The 19,053-nt window shown below is 56.6% G+C and carries 17 protein-coding genes and 1 pseudogene; 10 read left to right on the forward strand and 8 right to left on the reverse strand.

Features of this window, described 5'->3' with window-relative positions; translation table 11 throughout:
* Window positions 1-265: 265 nt before the first annotated feature.
* Window positions 266-2,653, reverse strand: a complete 2,388-nt coding sequence (locus F8N62_RS03455) for a sigma-70 family RNA polymerase sigma factor (protein WP_150709644.1) — start codon at window positions 2,651-2,653, stop codon at window positions 266-268.
* A gap of 486 nt (window positions 2,654-3,139) precedes the next feature.
* Between F8N62_RS03455 and F8N62_RS03460 the strand changes: the two genes are divergently transcribed.
* Window positions 3,140-3,559, forward strand: coding sequence for a very short patch repair endonuclease (locus tag F8N62_RS03460; RefSeq protein ID WP_150709645.1), 420 nt, complete (start codon window positions 3,140-3,142; stop codon window positions 3,557-3,559).
* Window positions 3,560-3,949: 390 nt separating this feature from the next.
* A complete protein-coding gene (locus F8N62_RS03465; protein WP_150709646.1) occupies window positions 3,950-4,459 on the forward strand; it encodes a Bro-N domain-containing protein in 510 nt (169 codons plus the stop codon).
* A 343-nt stretch (window positions 4,460-4,802) separates the two neighbouring features.
* On the opposite strand, the gene F8N62_RS03470 is transcribed toward F8N62_RS03465, so the two are convergent.
* On the reverse strand, window positions 4,803-5,705 hold the full coding sequence (locus tag F8N62_RS03470; RefSeq protein ID WP_150709647.1) for a universal stress protein: 903 nt from the start codon (window positions 5,703-5,705) through the stop codon (window positions 4,803-4,805).
* 312 nt (window positions 5,706-6,017) lie between these two features.
* Between F8N62_RS03470 and F8N62_RS03475 the strand changes: the two genes are divergently transcribed.
* On the forward strand, window positions 6,018-7,007 hold the full coding sequence (locus F8N62_RS03475) for a hypothetical protein (protein ID WP_150709648.1): 990 nt from the start codon (window positions 6,018-6,020) through the stop codon (window positions 7,005-7,007).
* A gap of 6 nt (window positions 7,008-7,013) precedes the next feature.
* Here the strand turns inward: F8N62_RS03475 and F8N62_RS03480 are convergent, their stop codons facing one another.
* Entirely contained in the window at window positions 7,014-7,829 is an 816-nt protein-coding gene (locus F8N62_RS03480) for a sulfite exporter TauE/SafE family protein (protein WP_150709649.1), read from the reverse strand.
* Window positions 7,830-7,942: 113 nt separating this feature from the next.
* Here F8N62_RS03480 and F8N62_RS03485 point away from each other — a divergent pair, with 113 nt between their 5' ends.
* Together F8N62_RS03485 and F8N62_RS03490 are read left to right on the forward strand one after the other, a co-directional pair.
* Complete coding sequence (locus F8N62_RS03485) at window positions 7,943-8,710, forward strand: AraC family transcriptional regulator (RefSeq protein WP_150709650.1); 768 nt, start codon at window positions 7,943-7,945, stop codon at window positions 8,708-8,710.
* A gap of 93 nt (window positions 8,711-8,803) precedes the next feature.
* The gene (locus F8N62_RS03490; RefSeq protein ID WP_150709651.1) at window positions 8,804-9,121 is read left to right on the forward strand and encodes a helix-turn-helix domain-containing protein; all 318 of its coding nucleotides are present in this window, start codon (window positions 8,804-8,806) and stop codon (window positions 9,119-9,121) included.
* Between the two features lie 67 nt (window positions 9,122-9,188).
* On the opposite strand, the gene F8N62_RS03495 is transcribed toward F8N62_RS03490, so the two are convergent.
* Both F8N62_RS03495 and F8N62_RS03500 read right to left on the reverse strand, forming a co-directional pair.
* Window positions 9,189-10,703: an amidase family protein gene (locus F8N62_RS03495; protein WP_150709652.1), complete on the reverse strand. Its 1,515-nt coding sequence runs from the start codon at window positions 10,701-10,703 to the stop codon at window positions 9,189-9,191.
* Window positions 10,704-10,841: 138 nt separating this feature from the next.
* Window positions 10,842-11,882: an MBL fold metallo-hydrolase gene (locus tag F8N62_RS03500; protein WP_150709653.1), complete on the reverse strand. Its 1,041-nt coding sequence runs from the start codon at window positions 11,880-11,882 to the stop codon at window positions 10,842-10,844.
* 213 nt (window positions 11,883-12,095) lie between these two features.
* Here F8N62_RS03500 and F8N62_RS03505 point away from each other — a divergent pair, with 213 nt between their 5' ends.
* Window positions 12,096-12,704: a TetR/AcrR family transcriptional regulator gene (locus tag F8N62_RS03505; RefSeq protein WP_150709654.1), complete on the forward strand. Its 609-nt coding sequence runs from the start codon at window positions 12,096-12,098 to the stop codon at window positions 12,702-12,704.
* Window positions 12,705-12,714: 10 nt separating this feature from the next.
* On the opposite strand, the pseudogene F8N62_RS31685 reads toward F8N62_RS03505, so the two are convergent.
* Window positions 12,715-12,853 (reverse strand): annotated as a pseudogene (locus tag F8N62_RS31685) (LysR family transcriptional regulator); the annotation flags it as partial.
* A gap of 41 nt (window positions 12,854-12,894) precedes the next feature.
* On the opposite strand from F8N62_RS31685, the gene F8N62_RS03515 reads away from it, so the two are divergent.
* Entirely contained in the window at window positions 12,895-13,602 is a 708-nt protein-coding gene (locus F8N62_RS03515; protein WP_150709655.1) for a CTP synthase, read from the forward strand.
* Between the two features lie 144 nt (window positions 13,603-13,746).
* Here F8N62_RS03515 and F8N62_RS03520 read toward each other — a convergent pair whose 3' ends face one another.
* Entirely contained in the window at window positions 13,747-14,073 is a 327-nt protein-coding gene (locus F8N62_RS03520; RefSeq protein ID WP_150709656.1) for a DUF2025 family protein, read from the reverse strand.
* Window positions 14,074-14,295: 222 nt separating this feature from the next.
* On the opposite strand from F8N62_RS03520, the gene F8N62_RS03525 reads away from it, so the two are divergent.
* Both F8N62_RS03525 and F8N62_RS03530 read left to right on the forward strand, forming a co-directional pair.
* Window positions 14,296-15,423 carry a glycerophosphodiester phosphodiesterase gene (locus F8N62_RS03525; RefSeq protein WP_150709657.1) on the forward strand — a complete coding sequence of 376 codons (1,128 nt, stop codon included), beginning with the start codon at window positions 14,296-14,298 and terminating at the stop codon, window positions 15,421-15,423.
* A gap of 162 nt (window positions 15,424-15,585) precedes the next feature.
* Window positions 15,586-15,891 carry a PepSY domain-containing protein gene (locus tag F8N62_RS03530; protein WP_150709658.1) on the forward strand — a complete coding sequence of 102 codons (306 nt, stop codon included), beginning with the start codon at window positions 15,586-15,588 and terminating at the stop codon, window positions 15,889-15,891.
* Window positions 15,892-15,956: 65 nt separating this feature from the next.
* On the opposite strand, the gene F8N62_RS03535 is transcribed toward F8N62_RS03530, so the two are convergent.
* Entirely contained in the window at window positions 15,957-17,582 is a 1,626-nt protein-coding gene (locus tag F8N62_RS03535) for a methyl-accepting chemotaxis protein (RefSeq protein ID WP_150709659.1), read from the reverse strand.
* A gap of 263 nt (window positions 17,583-17,845) precedes the next feature.
* On the opposite strand from F8N62_RS03535, the gene F8N62_RS03540 reads away from it, so the two are divergent.
* The gene (locus F8N62_RS03540; protein ID WP_150709660.1) at window positions 17,846-18,868 is read left to right on the forward strand and encodes a transporter; all 1,023 of its coding nucleotides are present in this window, start codon (window positions 17,846-17,848) and stop codon (window positions 18,866-18,868) included.
* The last annotated feature ends 185 nt before the right edge of the window (window positions 18,869-19,053 follow it).

Here is a 19,053-nt window from a genome sequence, read left to right on the forward strand (position 1 = left end):
TTCGTTCATTTGACGTAGGTAGTTCCAGAAAGAAGTGTGAAACCGATGTCAACCATCCTGCGGGTTACTTTACGAACCCGAGCATCCGGCTGTGCTGGCAGCAATATGTGAATCCGGCAATCACCCGAATGCGGTTCCTCAACGCTAAGGCCAAGAGCCTTGGCCTCGTCCAGAAGATCGTATAACAGCCGCTCGTTACGGGCGGCCCTTGCCTCCACCGGAAAAATGGGCAATGCAGGCTTGTTTACGACCTGATGGAAGACCACTACGTCCTCGGATACCGGATGATAGGACTCGCCCGTACCAAGTGCGTAGTACCTTGATTCCTGGCCACCTCTGATTCGACTTCAGGAGAGAGAGGCTGTTTTACCTCGAAGTAGTCGCCCACATATAAGGTCAATTTCTCCATTCTGTTTGGATGGCATAGTTTTTTAAGTGCTTTGGACTCGATTTGTCGAATACGCTCACGAGTAACATCAAATAGGCACCCAATCTCTTCCAAGGTCATGGCGTCATCTTGGCCCAAGCCAAAACGGAGAGTGATAACCTTGGCCGAACGATCGTCAAGTTCTCCAATCATGTCTAACAAAATTGCCCGTAAAGAAGCGCTTTCTGCAGCGATCGCCGGGTCTGATGGCTCCTCCTCCATAAGGATATCGAGCAAGGAGGTTGTAGAGCCTTCAAAGCGTTCGTCCAAACTGCTGACCTTCTCGAATACGGTCAAAAGAAGCTTGAGCTTATCTAGGGCTATCCCCGTTCGATAGGATGTCTCGCGCTCGCTTTCAGGCCCCCCCATCTGAAACTCGAACTTATCCCGCTCACGTAAAATATTCCTTGCCAGGTCTTGCATGTGAACGGGAACACGGACCGCTCGCTCCTGATTAGCAATTGCACGCGTAATTTGCTGGCGAATCCACCATGTCGCATAAGTGGAAAACCTGAACCCTTTGCGCCAGTCGAAGCGTTCGACCGCCCTCATCAGACCTATATTGCCTTCCTGCACAAGATCATCAAAAGGAAGCTCAGACCATCGATACTTATTGGCTATAGAAAGCACCAAACGAAGGTTGGAAAGAATCATCCTTTCCCGTGCTGCCTCCTGGCGTCGAATTGCAGAAAAGAAGCCTGCACCTGCTAAATCACAATCTGCCTTTCTCGACAGCTCAATGAGAAAAACTCTGGAAAGATTGGCGGCAGCAAGGGCATCACGGACTTTCGAGGAGTCATTGCCGGCAGAACGTGCAGCTGAAACCGCAGAGACAAAGGTTGCTGCAACCGAATCAATTCCGAATTCATCGTCCTCGTGCTCAACATCCTCAACGGAAGATGTCTCACTAGCGCTCTCGCTACCCTCACCTTCGCCAACAAGATCATCTCGAGAGATGAACGCCTCATGACTTGCTTCCCCGCGAGCTACCTTATCGGCAGCTTCAAAAACGACACCAAGGCCCAAGGGCCAATACGAGAGAGCATTCAGCGCCTGCCTCTTTGCGTCCTCCATTTCCCGGCCTAAAGCTAATTCCTCTGCTGCCAGGAGTAGGTCTTTTTTCAACCCCTTTGCGTAGAATCTCAGCGGCTCGTTGCGACCTGATGCGAGATTTTCAACGAACTCCAAGGCCTCTGATAGCTCAAGTTCTTCGTCAGCAGTCGGTTCAAGAAGATCCGAATGCTCGGCCAACCGCGTCCACTCATCGATTACAATGCCGAGATCGCCCAAAACGAAAGTCAGAAGACGTTCAATATCTTCATTGCGAGAGGTGTCAACATCTCGACATACATCGATAAGAGTTGTCTCGGATACAGTACCTTCGCGCAATCCCCGGAAGAGCAAGCCACGGATGCCCTCGCCATCATCATTCGCTAACGGAAGCGCCCTTTCTGGAAGAAACAGATCGACATCGTCCCACTCCACATCGGTGTCGATCGCCTTGTGCTGACCTATCGTTCCTTGAAGCGTGCTGATTTCTTGAGCTACGGTCATGTCCCCATTCGGGGCAATCGCTTCGGACTCCGCTACCCAGTCATCTTCGAATCCAAAATCGAGAGACTCATCGTCTAAGTCAATTAGATTTGAGCGGGTCTCTGCTTCGCCATTCACGACGATATGCTCGCCAGTTCGGAGGCAAGGACGCTTCTCGTATATAGCGGGTTCAGCTACTGGGAAAGCGTCAGACACAAAGACTTCATCGACCTGAGACGCCACATCAGCATTTTCATCCGACTCATTGTGATACAACGATTCACTCGAAAAGGAGGGATGGAAGGACTCCGTCGCCTGCACGTCGGTCTGAGGCGAATCCTCATCACTTACGTCGTTTTCATTTACCTGGACAGAAGAACCAAGAGCCTCTCTCAACAGAGCGATACATTGGGCACACTTCCCCACCTCCGCGTGTTGGAGAGCGTTCCTGCCTTCGGGGTCGAGAAGCTGCGGCTTCGCGCCAGCAGCGAGAAGCAGCTGCACAATGCCCTTTTTCCTTCGGGCGCAGGCCAGCATCAGAGGAGTAGCGCCTCTCCCGTCTCGTGCATTGAGGTCGTCACCCCGCGCTATGTGGAGTTTGACTGCGACCTCAACACCAGCGATGGTCGCCATGCGCAACAGAGGGTTCAGCTTAACCACGGAGCGACCGACATACCCATGCGCCCGCCTCATAAGTCGCTTCCGCAACAATGACTCGAGAGATGAGTTGGCTGCAAATATCAATTTTCAGGGGCGACTCCTTGTCCATGTTGCACTCCTCTAAGACTCGCGACTCATAGCCAACCTCAAAGCCGGCATGACCTTAAGGACAAATTAATTGAATGTAAGGTCTTCAGAAATCAATTATGTGGATATGGCATTAAGAGGCTTGAAATGGCCCAATGCCATTCACAATATCCACTTGTCATAAGCACGTAAAGGCAGAGCGGAGCCACCGCCGGAGCCCGGAACAAAAAATCCAACGGTGATTGAAGAATCTTGAGTCCAAGCAGAGCGTATCGGTACCGTCCCTGTGGGAGAGATTCCTACATTGCGCACATGAATCCAGTCACTATAGGGATCAACCTGCGCGAACTTCAGCAAAGAGAAAGCTAAATTAAGTGAGGCGATACAGATCAAGCAGTTGAGTCAATTTACAAGCCCGGACGCATAAATTGAATGAGTGCAGACACAGTCACCCCAGAGCACCGCTCCAAGATCATGTCGATGATCAAGGGCAAAAACACGAAGCCTGAAATGGCCGCGCGATCGGTGTGTCATGAGATGGGGCTTCGTTATCGTCTGCATAGGAAGGATCTGCCAGGAAAACCGGACTTGGTCTTCCCCAAGCACCGACTATGCCTATTCGTCCACGGCTGCTTTTGGCACAGGCACCCTGGATGCAAGTATGCGTATACGCCCAAGAGTAGGCTCGACTTTTGGTTGCCGAAATTGGCAAAGAACGTCGAGCGAGATCTTGATGCACAGCAGGCACTAATCGCGCTTGGCTGGAGAGTGATGATCATTTGGGAATGCCAAACCAAAAACAGAGAAGTCCTACGTACCGAGATACAGAAAACGTTCGGCTTGAATGCCTAAGTCCTACACATTCTCGGCGGAAAAATGATGAATGATTTTGAAGGGTTGACCACCTGGTATTGACCCTCTAGGCTCTTACTTCGGCGCCTAAGAAACGCCTCAACCAGAGCGGCCATCCGCACCCGACAGTCATGCGGCTTTTTTTCGTCTGCGGTTCCTCTACGTCTGCGAAAAGATCCCCGTTATGTCGGGAGTGGGCGAATACAAGACCCGAAAGGGGAATATGTCCGGCCCGTCTCTGGTGGGTTTCTTAGCTCCCGACACCCATAACGAATGCCCTAAGAAAGCAGCCAGAGGTAAAGGATATGCCTAATATTCCGACCTTCACGATGAAGGTGACTCACCGTATCCGTATGTCCAATCGCGTGCTTCCGTTTCAGGAGGTCCGCCATGTCTGAACCGCTCGTTTCAACCCTGTTCCTTCGTCACGGTACCTGTCTTCGGGCCCTTCTGTTGGAGAACCAGGCGTGGTTCTGTGCTCACGACCTGGGACGATTGATGGGCAAACATCTCGACGAACGCATGTCACGCAAGCTGGATGCAGATCAGCGACAGATGATGCTCGTGGAGGCTCAAGGCAGTACTGAAGAACGACTTATGATCAGCGAGTCTGGTGTTTACGCGCTGCTGGTTTATCACTACTGCCCCGAGTATCGACTACTGAGGGAATGGCTGACTCACCAGGTTGTTCCGACGCTACGTGATGCGCGTCCATCACGTTCGGTGGAACGGCCAACGTTGAGCGTGCTGGACTGGCCGAAGATGTCGCTCTGCATGTTGCACTGGCAGGATGAACCGTGGATTCGGTTGCGGGATATGCCTTGTGTGTTGGTGGATGATCCGTTCAATCAGCGTGGTTCTTGGTGGCGAAAGGCGTCACGGGTGTTACGCGGATTCTGACTGCTCAAACGCGCCAACCGATCCGCTGCTTGAATTTTCAAGTAGCGGATTTGTTCATCTGACGCGGGGGACTGTGAAATTTCAGAGCTGCAATCGCGCAGGTCAGAATCCACCCCCACTACGCAACAACCTCAACATAACTCGACTTTCCTCCCCCAGTCGCACCCGACAACCAACCCCATACAAAGGCCAGCGTGGTGCGCCCTGCCTCATCAACACCCAGCGTGCCACGCGACCAGCCGGCCAGGATCTCGCCGTCGGTGATGATGCAGTGATAAAGCAGCAGCTTGGGTCAAAACCACATCAGCACCAAAGCCGGCTGCGATAGTGGCGGTTTTTTTGTTCAGTGATCCGCTTCTCCCTTGATGGCCAAAACGCTGCAGGGCACCTGATACAGAACATGCTCCGTGGTGCTGCCAATCAGCTTGTCCACCCCTTTGTGATGGGTATTTCCCATTACGAAGACATCCGCTCGAGTATGAGTGGCAAAGTCGGCCATCGCTTTGGTTGGCGGCCCTGCAATGAAGTGTTGTCGCTCGGGTGGCACGCCGTGGCGTGCAGCCAAGGCAATGAAGCACTTTTCAAGTGACCGGCGCACGTCGTTGCTGAAGCCTGGCATCGTCACGGCGCCAGCACCTGCATCAGAGAAATGCGTGTGTGTCAGTTCATAGGCATACAGCATGTGCAATTCAGCATCACATTGCGTCGCCAATTCGTTCGCCGCCTGAATGACGCTGTCGTTGATTCCGCTGATCTGACCCTCTGGATGCGATGGATCAACCGCTGCCACAATCACCCGAGGCAGCGGACACCTGACTTCGCTGACCAGATGTATGGGGGTTGGACATTCGCGCAACAACTGCCAATCCAAAGGCGTGACGAATACGCGTTTGAGCGCTGATTCATGATGTACGTCCTTGATAATTAGGTCCGGCTGCATTTCAGCCACATGCCCAAGGATCTCTTGCAGCGGGTCACGGGTCAATGCAACTTCGGTGGTCACATTGATGCCCTTCTTACGCATGAGTTCGGCCTCATCCGTCAACCACTGCAGGTTCTCCTGCCGGCAACTCTCACGAAGTTGTTCACTGTTGCTCATTAACCGCAAAAGGTCGAAGTCTTCGATGAACACCGCGATATGCAGCGCTGCACCTGTGGCATCGGCCAGTGCGATTGCCCGCTCCATCGCCGGCGAGTGACGCATGGTTGGACCTGCGATCAGAAAGAGTCGTTGATACTGCCTCATGTGACACCTCCAAACGTTCTGGGTTATCCGCTAGCGCCCCCAGCACTCTCGCTTGTCCCACCATTGGCGATCTTTTATCGCCTCAACTACCTGGATCGACACTATCAATATACGCCTGCATTACCGGCTTAGCAGTTTGTCAAAACCGCACCAGCACCAACACAGCGGTGTTCTCGGATTTTTCGCGAGCAAGCTCGCTCCTACAGGGGAGGTGTGTTGCCGTTGATTTTGCGGTGTGTTGAAAACAGTCAGTGCAACGCGCCGTGCCTCCCGCTATTAATACCCTTCCCCACTCAAGGACCCGAGCCCGCCATGAAATTCGACCTCGCCTACTGCCTCAGCCTCGACGACAAGCTGTCGATCTATGACGTGCGCGATCTCAATTTCGACGAGACGATGGATTTCGATTCCGCCAAGGAACACTTCCAATGCCCCAATGACGCCTGCCGTGCGGCGTTCGATGCGGCAAATGTGTTGACGACATTCAACGCCAAGAACATGAATTACGTTCGCACCCCGCACTTCAAGAACACGCCCAGCACCCGGCATTTGGCGGATTGTCCTTATGTCAGTCTCAAGGCGTCGGCGCCAGGTGTGGACGCGGATGGTGCGGAAACGGATGACAGTCGCGAGGAACATTTCCCGTCGGAGTTGTTGCTGACCCGACGTCAGTATGTGCGTAAGGCGTCGAACCCGGCTGTAGCGGCGGATGTGTTGCGGGACGATCCGCAACCTCTGTCAAAGCCCAACGATGCCGAGCACCCAAGCCACGAATCAGCACCAGACAAGACCAGCATCTTCGCCCACCCGGTGGAGTGTTTTGTGTCGAATTTCGAGGACAAGGAGCTGCTCAAGCGCATGCCGCTGAAGATTGGCGAGCACACGGCGCCTTATGGATCGTTCTTCAAGAAGATCGAGTATCTGCAGGACAACAAGGGGCTGATTTACTGGGGCAAGATCAAGGAGATCAAGGATTACACGCAGAGCTTTCGCATCGATTTCGAGCAGAAGGTCTGGTTCAAGCAGGCGGATGAGGCGAAGAAGAAGCCTTATTCGGTGAACGTTTATTTGAGCAAGAAGTTGATCGAGAACCACCGCAAGCGCAAAGCGTTTCTGGAGGAGATCAAGCATGCCATCGACAGTGAAGCGGAGTTGTTTTGTTTCTTTTATGGCGTGACGCCGGAGTTGAAGCAGGTGCCGAGCAAGAAAAACCCCGAGCAGACGTTCGGGGTGTTCAGTGCGAATATCGAGAATCTGGATCACTTCATTATTCGTGAGGCGCCGGGGTTGGAGGCGAAATGACGGCGTTCAATTCAGGCACATGCTGACCATCACCACTACCAGCAAACCGATGTACACCCGCGCATGCATCCGATCCGGAATCCGGCCAATCCACGGCGTAGCCAATCGAATCCCCACCAACGCGCCCATGGTCAAAACCGCAAACGCCAGCAGATCCACATAACCGACAAACCACGGCCCCAAATCAAAATCGGTAAACCCCGCCATCGCCATGTAAGTCAGCGTCCCGGCCAACGCCACGGGCAAACTCAAAGGATTGGCCATGGACGTCGCCTGCGACATGCTCAACCCGCAACGCCGAAGTAGCGGCACGGTCATGACGCTGCCGCCTACGCCGAGAAACGTGGCAATGGCACCAATTCCTACGCCGCCACCGGACACTTCCGCCCTCCCCAATCGTCGTGGGATGTTGTTGTCGGACTGCGTAAGAAATCCGCGCCTGAACAGGCAATCCACAATGGTCACGCCCAGGTAGGCAATGAACGCATAGCGAATCACCTCACCACTCACCCACATTGCCGCCATTGCGCCCACCACCGCGCCCAACCCGATGAAGCCACCCAGCGGCCACAGGTAATGGCGAATCAGATTACCCGCGCGGTGATGTTTTCCGGTGGCGACCAATGCGTTGACGATCATCACGCAGGTCGAGGTGGCGACGGCAATGTGCATCGCCGATTGTCCGATGGGGTCATCTACACCGTGGCTGGCAATGAGCATGCGGTACAGCAATGGCACGACGACGAAGCCGCCGCCGAAGCCGAATAGCACGGCGGTGACGCCGGTCATGCAGCCGAAGAGTGTCAGCAGGAGATAGAACATTGGGCGTCGTCCGTTGATTGGGGGTGGTCGACGATAATGCGATGTGGCTTGGCCTGCTTCAGCAAGTCAGCCAATAATGATTGCGTTTACGCCAACTTCTGGAAGCCACTCCGATGCGCAATGTTTCGATTAGTTTGCTGGATGACACGCCACGCTCGGTGGTGGCGATCGGTACTGATTATTCCTACGGCCATGTGCTGCCTCGTCATACGCACCGGCGGGCGCAGTTGTTGTACGGCGCTACCGGGGTGATGCAGGTCAGCACGCATGACGGCAATTGGGTGGTGCCGCCGCAGCGGGCGGTGTGGATTCCGGCGGGGGTGGCGCACGAGGTGTTGATGCTGGGGGTGAGCACGCGGAGTTTGTACGTCGAGCCGGGGGTGGCTGATCTGGGGAGTCGTTGCCAGGTGATCCGTGTTTCGCCGTTGATGCGGCATTTGCTGATGGAGGCGGTCGAGATGCCGTTGGCGTATGACGAGGCCGGGAGGGATGGGGCGTTGATCGATTTGCTGCTGCACGAACTGGCGCGCAGTGCTCACTTGCCGTTGCACATTCCGTTGCCCGTCGATGTGCGCCTGCTTGGGTTGTGCCAAGGCTTTTTGCAGCGGCCGGATGCGCATCAGTCGCCGCAGCATTGGGCGGATCAGTTGCACATCAGCCTGCGCACGTTCAATCGCCTGTTTCGCCAGCAGACCGACCTGAGTTTCAGCCAATGGCGGCAGCGCGCTTGCGTGGTTTTAGCGCTCGCGAAGCTGGCGGCAGGTGAGCCGGTGACGCGGATTGCACTGGATTTTGGCTATGAGAGCCCGGCAGCGTTCTCGACGATGTTTCGCCGTGTGTTGGGTCATGCGCCGTCCGTCTGGATGGAGGGTGCGAAATAGGACAAATCAAAAAATCCATTTGATCCGGGCGCAAAACAACTGTACAAAAACACAGTACATTTTGAATCAGCACTCTTGAGCCCGGAGAACACCATGGCCTCTTATGCGATGAAAATCACCCTGGAACGTATCGCCCTCTTCCAATTCACCCCTGCCCACTGCGCCCAGGCCCGGGCGATGCTGGGTTGGAGTGTTGATGAGCTGTCCCGGGAGTCTGGCGTTTCGGTAGACGCGATTGAGCGATTTGAGGCCCGGCGCGATGTGCCGGATGAAAACCGGCTGGCGTTGGCGTATCGATTTGAGTCGCAGGGGTTGGTGTTCTTCCCCGGGTTCGCACCGGGGCGGGGTATGAGTGTGAGCGGGGCTGCACCGGATTCGGTGGGGCGTGGGGATTTTGCGATGGTTGAGTGATGTGGAAGGTCGCAGCTCTAATGCTCGATGAGCGTTTTAGCTGCGACCTCGCTGCTTCGATCATCCACTACGGCTTAAACGCAGGCACTCGCCGAGCCTGAGACACCTGCTCATACCCATAGGCCAAGCCCAAAAGTCTCGCCTCGCTCCAGCGCGGTCCATAGAAGAAAACCGATGTCGGCACGCCGTCTTCGGCTATCCCGGAGGGCACCATGATGCCGGGGTATCCCGCCAGTGGTACGACGTTCATGGCGGGCGACTCGACATCCGATACGAGGGCATCGAGTTGATGTGTGCTCAGCCAATTATCGATGCCCGCGGCGTTTTCAATTTGAATTTTCTGCCAGAGTTTGTTGTAGGTCTGCTCATCAAACACAACCTTGCTGGCGGCTATTAACGTGTCTTGATTGTGCCCTTCGGCGTTTGGGGTATTTAACAATAAGAGGTCTTCCAGCGTCTGCGCCGGAATACCTGTTCGAGTCGCGAGGTAACGCGGCAATTCATGCTTGATGCCCATGTGGAATGCCTCCTCCACCTGTTCCGATAATGGGTCATTCAGTTCTACGGGGATCAACGTTGCGCCGGCAGCCTGCATGAGCTCCAACGCTTTGGAAAACTGAGGGTCGGTAAGCATCGGCGCACCGCTGCGGTCGAACTTGGCGGGGTAGCCGATTCGCTGTCCAACCAGTGCGTCTGGACGCAAGAGTGCTGTGTAGTCCACCGCGTCCAGCCACTGGGGCTTTTTGATCGGATCAGCGGGATCAGTGCCGGTCATGGCATTCAACAAGAGTGCCGCCTCGCGGACGGTTCGCGCCATGGGTCCGGGTGTATCCAGTTTGTGAGTCACGGGGATAATGCCGCTGCGACTCAACAAGCCCACCGTGGGTTTGATGCCCACCACGCCGTTCAGGGACGCCGGGCAGATGATCGAGCCAGCGGTTTCGGTGCCGACAGCCAGCGGGGCAAAACCTGCGGCGACGGCAGCAGCGGAACCTGAGCTGGAACCGCAAGGATCGGCGCTCAATACGTGCGGATTTTTGGTCTGCCCGCCGCGCCCGCTCCAGCCGCTGGGGAGGCCCGGGTCGCGAAAATTGGCCCATTCGCTGAGATTGGTTTTGCCAAGTATCACCGCTCCGGCGGCTCTGAGGCGTTGCACAATGAAAGCATCCTGCGCGGCAGGCGTCCCGACCATGGCCAAAGAGCCGGCGCTGGTCTGCATTTGATCGGACGTATCGATATTGTCTTTAAGCAGCACGGGAATACCATGCAAAGGTCCGCGGATGTACCCGGCCTTTCGCTCGCGGTCCATTGCCTCGGCCATGGCTAATGCATCGGGGTTGAGTTCGATGATGGCGTTGATCATCGGCCCCTGTTTATCCAGCGCTGCAATCCTATGTTGCAAGTGCTGCACGAGCCTGACGGCCGTCAATTGCTTGCCATCCATCTGCTGATTGATTTGATCGACGCTCAAATATTCGAGCCTCGATTCAGGTGCGGGCGTTTGTGCATGCACGGTGCCGGCGATCAACAGCAGGACACACCGGGCCAGCCACTTCATGCGGCCATTTAACGTAACTTCCATGTGGAAAAGATCCCTCGTGATGACTGATTGATGAGTGAAAAAGCTCACTTCCCTTCCAGCCTACAGACGCCGCTGGAAAAGTCCGTCATCACTTAGCGCTGGATCCTGTACGAACATTCGCGCTCATCTGTAGCCGCTTTAGCCAACACTGTGCTCGTAAACCTGCTGCTCGACCTCATACCACCAGGCACTGCCCCGTTGCGGATGGGTCAGAGTGAATGCCTCGCCCATTTGCGGCGTGGTAATCGAAACACTGCGCTCCCAGGCCAAGGCCAGAATCCGGTCAAACGGTTCGTACCAGGCGTGCATCGACAGATCGAAGGTGCCGTTGTGAATCGGCAGTAACCAGCGGCCTTTCAGGTCAATGTGCGCTTGCAGGGTTTGCTCGGGCTGCATGTGCACATGCGGCCACTCGACGTTGTAGGCGCCGGTTTCCATCAGCGTCAGGTCGAACGGGCCGTACTGTTCGCCGATGCGCTTGAAGCCGTCGAAGTAGCCGCTGTCGCCGCTGAAAAAGATCCGAGTGTCGCCGTCGATCATCACCCACGAGGCCCACAGCGTGCTGTTGCCATCGAACAGTCCGCGACCGGAGAAATGTTGCGACGGTGTAGCGACGAATTGGATGCCGTCGACGTCGGTGCCCTGCCACCAGTCGAGCTGGCGCACCTTGCCAGGTTCGATCCCCCATTTGATCAGCGTATCGCCGACGCCCAATGGTGTGAGGAAGTACCGGGTCTTGTCCGCCAGTTTCAGCACAGCCTGATAATCCAGGTGGTCGTAGTGATCGTGGGACAGAATCACCGCTTCAATTGGTGGCAACTCTTCCAGGCTTATCGGCGGTTGATGAAAACGCTTGGGGCCGGCCCATTGGACGGGTGAGGCGCGTTCAGCGAAGACCGGGTCGGTGATCCAGAACTTGTCTCGCAGTTTCAGCAGGACGGTGGAATGACCGAGGCGATAGATGCTGTGGTTGGGCGCGGCAATTAACGCATCGCGGGTCAGGCGTTGCACCGGCACAGCCGCGCTCGGCCGTGTACTGCGCGGTTTGTGGAAGATCATTTTCCACATGATGCGCAGCATTTTGCGAACGCCTTCGCGCTGCACAGGCGCATGATTTCGAAAATGCCCTGCTGTCTGACAGGAAGCTTCAGGTTCGGAGGCGTTGGTGGCATTGGCCATGACTGAATGACTCCAGGAAACCGCTCGAATCTCGGTATCTGCTTTAGGACGATATTGGCCAAGGCACGCACGCATCAGCCGGACACTTTATTCTTGGCCGTGCAGGATTAACAAAACATTACACTGCACAGTGTAGTTCCAAGGTTGCATCAATCCCGATCACAAGTAAACTGCTGAGTGTAATTCTTCACATTGTCCTGCCGAAGCGAACTTATGACTGCTCCACAGCGCCTGACTGACCGAAAACGCGAAGCGATCATTCAAGCGGCGATTGCCGAATTCCGTGCTCACGGTTTCGACACGACCAGCATGGACAGGATTGCCGCCAATGCTGGCGTGTCGAAGCGCACGGTGTACAACCACTTCCCGAGCAAGGAAGCGTTGTTCGCCGAAATCCTCCATCAATTGTGGACACGGTTGACGCAGGAACAGGACACGTCCTACAACCCCGACCAACCTCTTCGGGACCAGATGCGCGTGATGCTGATGGCGAAGATGCAGATGATGGCCGATGACAATTTTCTCGACCTCGCGCGCGTGGCCATCGCCGCCACTATTCATTCGCCGGAGCGTGCCCAGGACATGGTTTCGCGCATGGGCAAGCGCGAAGAGGGCCTGACCGTGTGGATTCGCGCCGCTCAGGCCGATGGACGACTGAAGCCGGTTGATCCGGAATTTGCCGCGCAACAGGTTCATGGACTGCTCAAATCCTTTGCCTTCTGGCCGCAGATTTCCATGGGGCTGACCGGCCTGGCGCCGGAGAGGCAGGCCACCGTAGTGGAATCGGCACTGGATATGTTCCTCGCCTGCTATCAGCTGTAAACCAAGCGCCCACGGTCGAGACATCGACTTTCAACAACGCCGAAGCCCGGGCCAACGAACCGCCCGCGTACCAGCGCGAGGATCAGAGACAGGTCGGAGTAATCCAGTCGATAGTGCGTGGCTGCATTGATCACTTGGGTAACGCCAATCTAAAGTGGGCTCCAGGAATCAACAAGCGTCGAGAGCACTCATGGAAAACACCACCCTGCGCATTGCCCTGATCGGCGATTACGACCCGCAAGTCACCGCCCACCAGGCGATTCCCATCGCCCTCGCAAGGGTGGCCGAACACTGCGGACTGGACGTGCAGTTCCAGTGGCTGGCCACCGACCACATCAAAGACGACACGCCGCTGGAAGGGTTCGACGGCTTCTGGTGTGTGCCGGCCAGCCCTTATCGCAATGAGGACGGGGCACTGCGAGCGATTCGCTTTGCCCGCGAACAACAGCGACCTTTCCTCGGTACGTGTGGCGGTTTTCAGCACGCCGTACTCGAATACGCCCGCAACGTTCTGGGGTGGCGGGATGCCGAGCACGGCGAGACATCAGCCGATGCGACGCGAGCGCTGCTAACGCCGCTGACGTGTGAACGGGTGGAAGTCATCGACAGCATTCATCTGGTTGAAGGTTCGTTGATCGCCCGAGCGTACGAAAGCGCCGAGATTCGTGAAGGCTATCGCTGCCGTTACGGTGTGAATCCTGAGTTCGAGCCAGCGTTGCTGAGCCAACAGCTGTGCGCCACAGGACATGATTCGACGGGCGACTTGCGGGCAGTGGAATTACGCGGGCATCCGTTTTTTGTCGCCACGTTGTTCCAACCTGAACGTGCCGCGCTTAAAGGTCTGTTGCCGCCACTGGTGAGTGCGTTGATCGAGGCTTGTAAAGGGCAGAAATCATGATTGCCCTTTAGCCTTTGAATGATGTGGTGTTTTTGAGGCCGTCTTCGCGAGCAGGCTCGCTCCCACATGGGTTTATGTGTACGACGCAGCACCTTGTGGGAGCGAGCCTGCTCGCGAAGAGGCCAGCATCAACACCACAAATACTCAGCCTTGCACCAAACTCCGCACCGCCGAAATCTCCGGCACTTCCCGCCGCGTCATGTACACCCGCAACGGCTCGGTGATGTTGATTCGGTCATCGATATTCTGATCCAGCAACAGCTGAATCAGCTCGCGCCTAAGCGTCATGGCCTGCTCCGGGCCCGGAGCCCAGACAAATTCACTCGCCGGAATGATGCCGTCATCCGCGACGTCCATGCCGAAGGAGTCTTCGCTGAAACGCACGATGTACTGGCCGGTCTTGCGATTGAGGCCAATGAAGCCTTTGAGCTGGTCGGCGGCCTGGCAGATGAGTTGGGAAGTGATGCGCATGATAAACCTCACACAAGTGATCGATGGTTTACACGCAAGGCAAGATGATTGGCTTTCCCTCTGCCGGGGAAACTTCCGGGGCCAAGAGTACTGCAAAGAACCGCACAAAAGCGCAGGAAAAATCTGCTTTAAACACGTTTATGTCGGTCTGGCGATAGCGCGAGGGGCGCTCAGTTGTTAAAAGGGACGTCTTTGAAAATACTCTGCGAAAGGATCTCGACCATGTCGGTTAATTTCACCAAGAGCGCCCTGGTGCTGAGCGTGTTGTTCGGCCTCGGCCAGGTACAGGCCGCCAGCGAGCCCAGCCCCACTGCACTGGCGACCCGTTCAGGCATTCCGCACCCGGCGGTGATCGCCCACCGTGGCGCATCTTTCGACGCCCCGGAATCCACCGCCGCCGCCTACAAACTGGCGCGCGACTTGGGTGCCGATTATCTGGAACTGGACCTGCAGCGCAGCAAGGATGGCGTGCTCTTCGCCCTGCACGACAACAACCTGCAACGCACCACCGACGTCGCCAGCAAGTTCCCGGAGCGCAAGGACAGCCCGGCGAACGCCTTCACTATTGCCGAGCTGAAAAGCCTCGATGCCGGCAGCTGGTTCAACACCGCATACCCGGATCGCGCGCGCCCTTCCTACGCGGGGCTGAAAATACTGACCCTCGACGAAATCATCGACATCGCGCAAGGCAATCCGCTGCACAAACCCGGCCTGTATATCGAAACCAAAGAACCCAAGCAATTTCCCGGTATCGAGCGCGACCTCAAGGATAAATTGCAGGATCGCGGCTGGCTGAGTCCGGCCGGTTCGAAACTGGCGAAAAGCAACCTGGCTGTCGGTCAGGGCAAAGGCAAGGTGGTGTTGCAAACCTTCGAGAAGAGCAGCCTCGAACTGCTGGAAAAAGAGATGCCGCAGGTGCCGAAGATTCTGTTGCTGTGGGTCGGCGAAGGCAGCATCGAGCCCAAGTCAAAGGTGTCGTTCGCCGAGTCCGGCGACAAGGACAAGGCCGTTTACTACGCCAGACAGGAACCGAAAGACAAAGCCGAATTCCAGCATTGGGTCGAGTATGCCAAGGCTCAGGGCGCGATCGGCACCGGCCCCTCTGCGGCGCTGACCAAGGGCGGCGATCAGAGCTACTCGGACCTGGTGAAACCGTGGATGAACCAGTACACCCACGATCAGGGTTTGTTGGTGCACGTTTACACCGTCGATGAGGCGGTGGATTACCAGAAGGTCATGGACGCCGGCGTCGATGGCATCTTCACCAACCGCGCCAGCGAACTGCTCAAGTTCTACAAACGCCCGGCGGCGGGCACTGTTGCGCAGTTGTTGCAGAACAACGGGTTTTGATCCGGGACCGAGGTGACTTCTTCGCGAGCAGGCTCGCTCCCACAGGGTCCGCGTTTGCCCGCGAAGCTTTTACAAACGACGCAGATCCGGGAATTAAGCCTGAATTAAGTTGCCACAGTTAATCTGGACTCACTTAAACAGCTCACCCAAGGAAAGAACCTCATGAAGACTTTGACTGCCCTGTTCACTGCTGCCGCCCTGACCCTCACCGCTGGTTTGGCCCAGGCCGACGTGCCTGTCGACCAAATTCCACAGTTGGTCAAAGACGGCAAGATCAAGCCGCTGGAAGAGTTGAACCAGATTGTGTTGAAGCTGCACCCGGGCGCCACAATTACCGACAGCGACCTCGACAACCACTTCAACAACTATGAGTACGAAGTTGAACTCAAAGATGCCAAAGGCGTTGAATGGGACGTGGATTTGAACGCCGCCACTGGCGAAGTCCTCAAAAACAAACAAGACGACTGATACCCTCACACCAAAAAGCCGCACGATTTTCGGATCGTGCGGCTTTTTTGCGTTTGCGGTGACGCTTACGCGCTCAAACGCGCCGTCACCTCATTCAACTGCCCCGACAACCCATGCAGGTTGTGACTGGCCGCTTCGGTGCGCTGCACATTGTCCAGGTTGGTGCTGGCGATGCTGGTGATCTCGGTGAGGTTGCGCGAGATGTCCTCGGCCACCGAGGTTTGCTCTTCGGCGGCGGTGGCGATCTGGCGGTTCATGTCGCGAATCGCTTCCACGGCATGAGTGATACGCTCCAGCATGGCGCCGGCCTCGGTGACTTGCTGAACGCTTTCTTCGCTACGCGACTGTCCGCTTTCAATCGCCTGGGCAGCGTCCACCGCGCCGGTTTGCACGGTTTGAATGATCTGGTTGATCTCGATGATCGAAGCCGCCGTGCGCTGGGCCAGGCTGCGCACTTCATCGGCGACCACCGCGAATCCGCGCCCCGCTTCACCGGCACGCGCCGCTTCGATAGCCGCGTTGAGTGCCAGCAGATTAGTCTGTTCGGCGATGCCGCGAATCACTTCCAGCACTTTGCCAATACGGCCGCTGTCGGTTTCCAGCTGTCGAATGACCGTCGCGGTGTTGGCAATTTCACCGCGCATGCGGGTGATGGTGTGGATGGTGCCCTGCATGACTTTTTCACCCTGCTGGGCTGACTGGTCGGCGTCATCTGCCGCACGCGCAGCATCGGCGGCGTGACGCGCGACTTCCTGCGCAGTGGCGGACATTTCGTTCATTGCCGTGGCCACCTGATCGGTGCGGTTGAACTGCTCGTTGGTGCCGCTTGCCATGAGGCCGGCGATCGCTTTCAGCTCACCGCTGGCGCCGTCCAGATTTTTCGCACTGGTTAACAAGCGGTTGAAGGTGTCGGCGAGGAAGTCGCGCAACGTGTTGGCCGCTATCGCCAGTTTGCCCAGTTCATCCTGACGGGTGCTTGCCACGCGTTCGGCAAACTTGCCCTGACTGAGTTGCGCCACGTAGTCGATCAGTTTGCGAATCGGCTCGACCAGGTTGCGGTTGACCAGCCACAGGCTCAACACGCCGATCAACAGACCCGAAGCGAGCATCACGATGATCCCCAGCAAGACGGTGCGATCGGCGCTGGCGCTGATCAGCTTCGATTGTTCGATGCCCTGCTTGCGCAATTCGCTGACCAGTTCACTCATCTGATCGCTGGTCGCCCGGTCCACCCCCTTGACCGCGGAGTCGCCCGCCGCAGGATCGGCACCGGCCGCCACGTAGGCATCGCGGCCCTTCTGGTAGGCCGCGCCTAACAAGCGGTGTTCGTCACGCAGGCGTTCGATGCGGGTTTTGAGTTGCGGTTCAATGCCTTTTTGCCCGGCCAGTTCGCTGAGGATGCCCTGCACATCGCGCTGACGGTCCTCGAACTGCTTCCAGTACTTGGCAAGATCCGCCGGTTGCTTGCCGCGCAACAGGACGTTTTTCCATTCCTGAACCTGCACCTTGAATTGCAGATTGGCTTCATCGATCAATTGTGAGGTGCGCAGCGGCCCCTCGATCAGATTCGCGAAGCTCTGAACGCCGTTGGACAAAAAGTGAAAGCAGGCCAATGCGATCAACAGCATCGCAATCAGGCTGCCACTCAACAGAGCGAGAATTTGCGCTCTCAAGGACTTTTGCAAAAACATCGAAAGGTACTCATGACAGGAATGAGGCACGCCCGGGTAAGGCGTGAAAGTAGTCCGGACATCCCTGTCTGCGGCTTTGGCCGGTGGCCTGAAGCGCGCAACTCAACCCAAGCGTAATCGGCGTGCCAGAGCGGTTCTTGAAGAGAATCCGACCATCGGTAGACGTTATCTGACCGTCACAAAACCGTCATCACGCGTTGCGATGATGCGGCTCACGTGAACCTGTAAAACCCGCGACAGGCGCCTCCGCACAGCGAGACCTCATGAACCGCAGCATCGACCAAAGCCATCGCGATCCGGACCTGTTCGGCCTGCTGTACGGTTTCAGTTTTCGTCCAGGCGAACGGGGTCGGGAAATCGATTCGGCGACGGCGTTGCAGCGCCTGCAACAACCGGACGACAGCGACGAATTTCTCTGGTTGCACCTCAACCTCGCCCACGCCGCGTGCGAGCGCTGGATGAAAAGTCATCTGGAATTGCCCGACGAGTTTTTTGAAGCCTTGCATGAAGGCTCGCGGTCGACGCGAATCGAGCATGTCGATTCGGCATTGCTGGCGGTGGTCAACGACGTGGTGTTCAACCTCAGCAGCATGGTTTCCTCGGACGTGTCGACGCTGTGGGTGTGCGCTCGCAGTCGGCTGATCGTCAGCGCGCGCCTGCAACCGCTGCATTCGGTGGACAAGTTGCGTTCCTCGGTGAAGGCCGGTGAGCGGTTTCGCTCGCCGCTGGAATTGCTCGTGCATCTGCTGCGCGACCAAGGCGAAGTGCTGACGCAGATCGTGCGCAAGACCAGCCAGAGTGTCGATCAGATCGAAGACGAATTGCTCTCTTCGCGGCTGTCGACCAACCGCGCGGAACTCGGCGCCAACCGCCGGGTTTTGGTGCGCCTGCAACGGTTGCTGGCGCTGGAGCCGGGCTCGCTGCTGCGCCTGCTCAATCGCCCGCCGCAATGGCTGCAAAAGGAGGACGTGAAGGAGTTGCGCAAGTCCACCGAGGAGTTTGCCCTGATCATCAACGACCTCACGGCACTGGGTGAGCGGATCAAGCTGTTGCAGGAAGAGATCGCTGCCAACCTCAATGAACAGAGCAACCGCACGCTGTTTACCCTGACGGTGGTGACGGTGCTGGCGTTGCCGATCAATATTATTGCCGGGTTCTTTGGCATGAACGTGGGCGGCGTGCCGCTATCCCAGGACCCGGAGGGGTTCTGGATTCTCGTGGCATTGGTGGCGACGTTTACCGTGATTGCCGGGCGTTGGGCGTTTCGCAAGCGCCAGGATTATTAAGATCAGAAGATCGCAGCCTGCGGCAGCTCCTACATAGAATTGCGATCCCATGTAGGAGCTGCCGCAGGCTGCGATCTTTGCTTTCAGAACAACGAACAAACGAAAACCCCAAACACTGACCCAACGCAGCCTCTCTGTAACATTTAGCAACGATCATGACGAACACTCCTCCCCTCCTCAGGATT

This window comes from Pseudomonas fluorescens (assembly GCF_902497785.1).
GTDB classification, from domain to species: domain Bacteria; phylum Pseudomonadota; class Gammaproteobacteria; order Pseudomonadales; family Pseudomonadaceae; genus Aquipseudomonas; species Aquipseudomonas fluorescens_BO.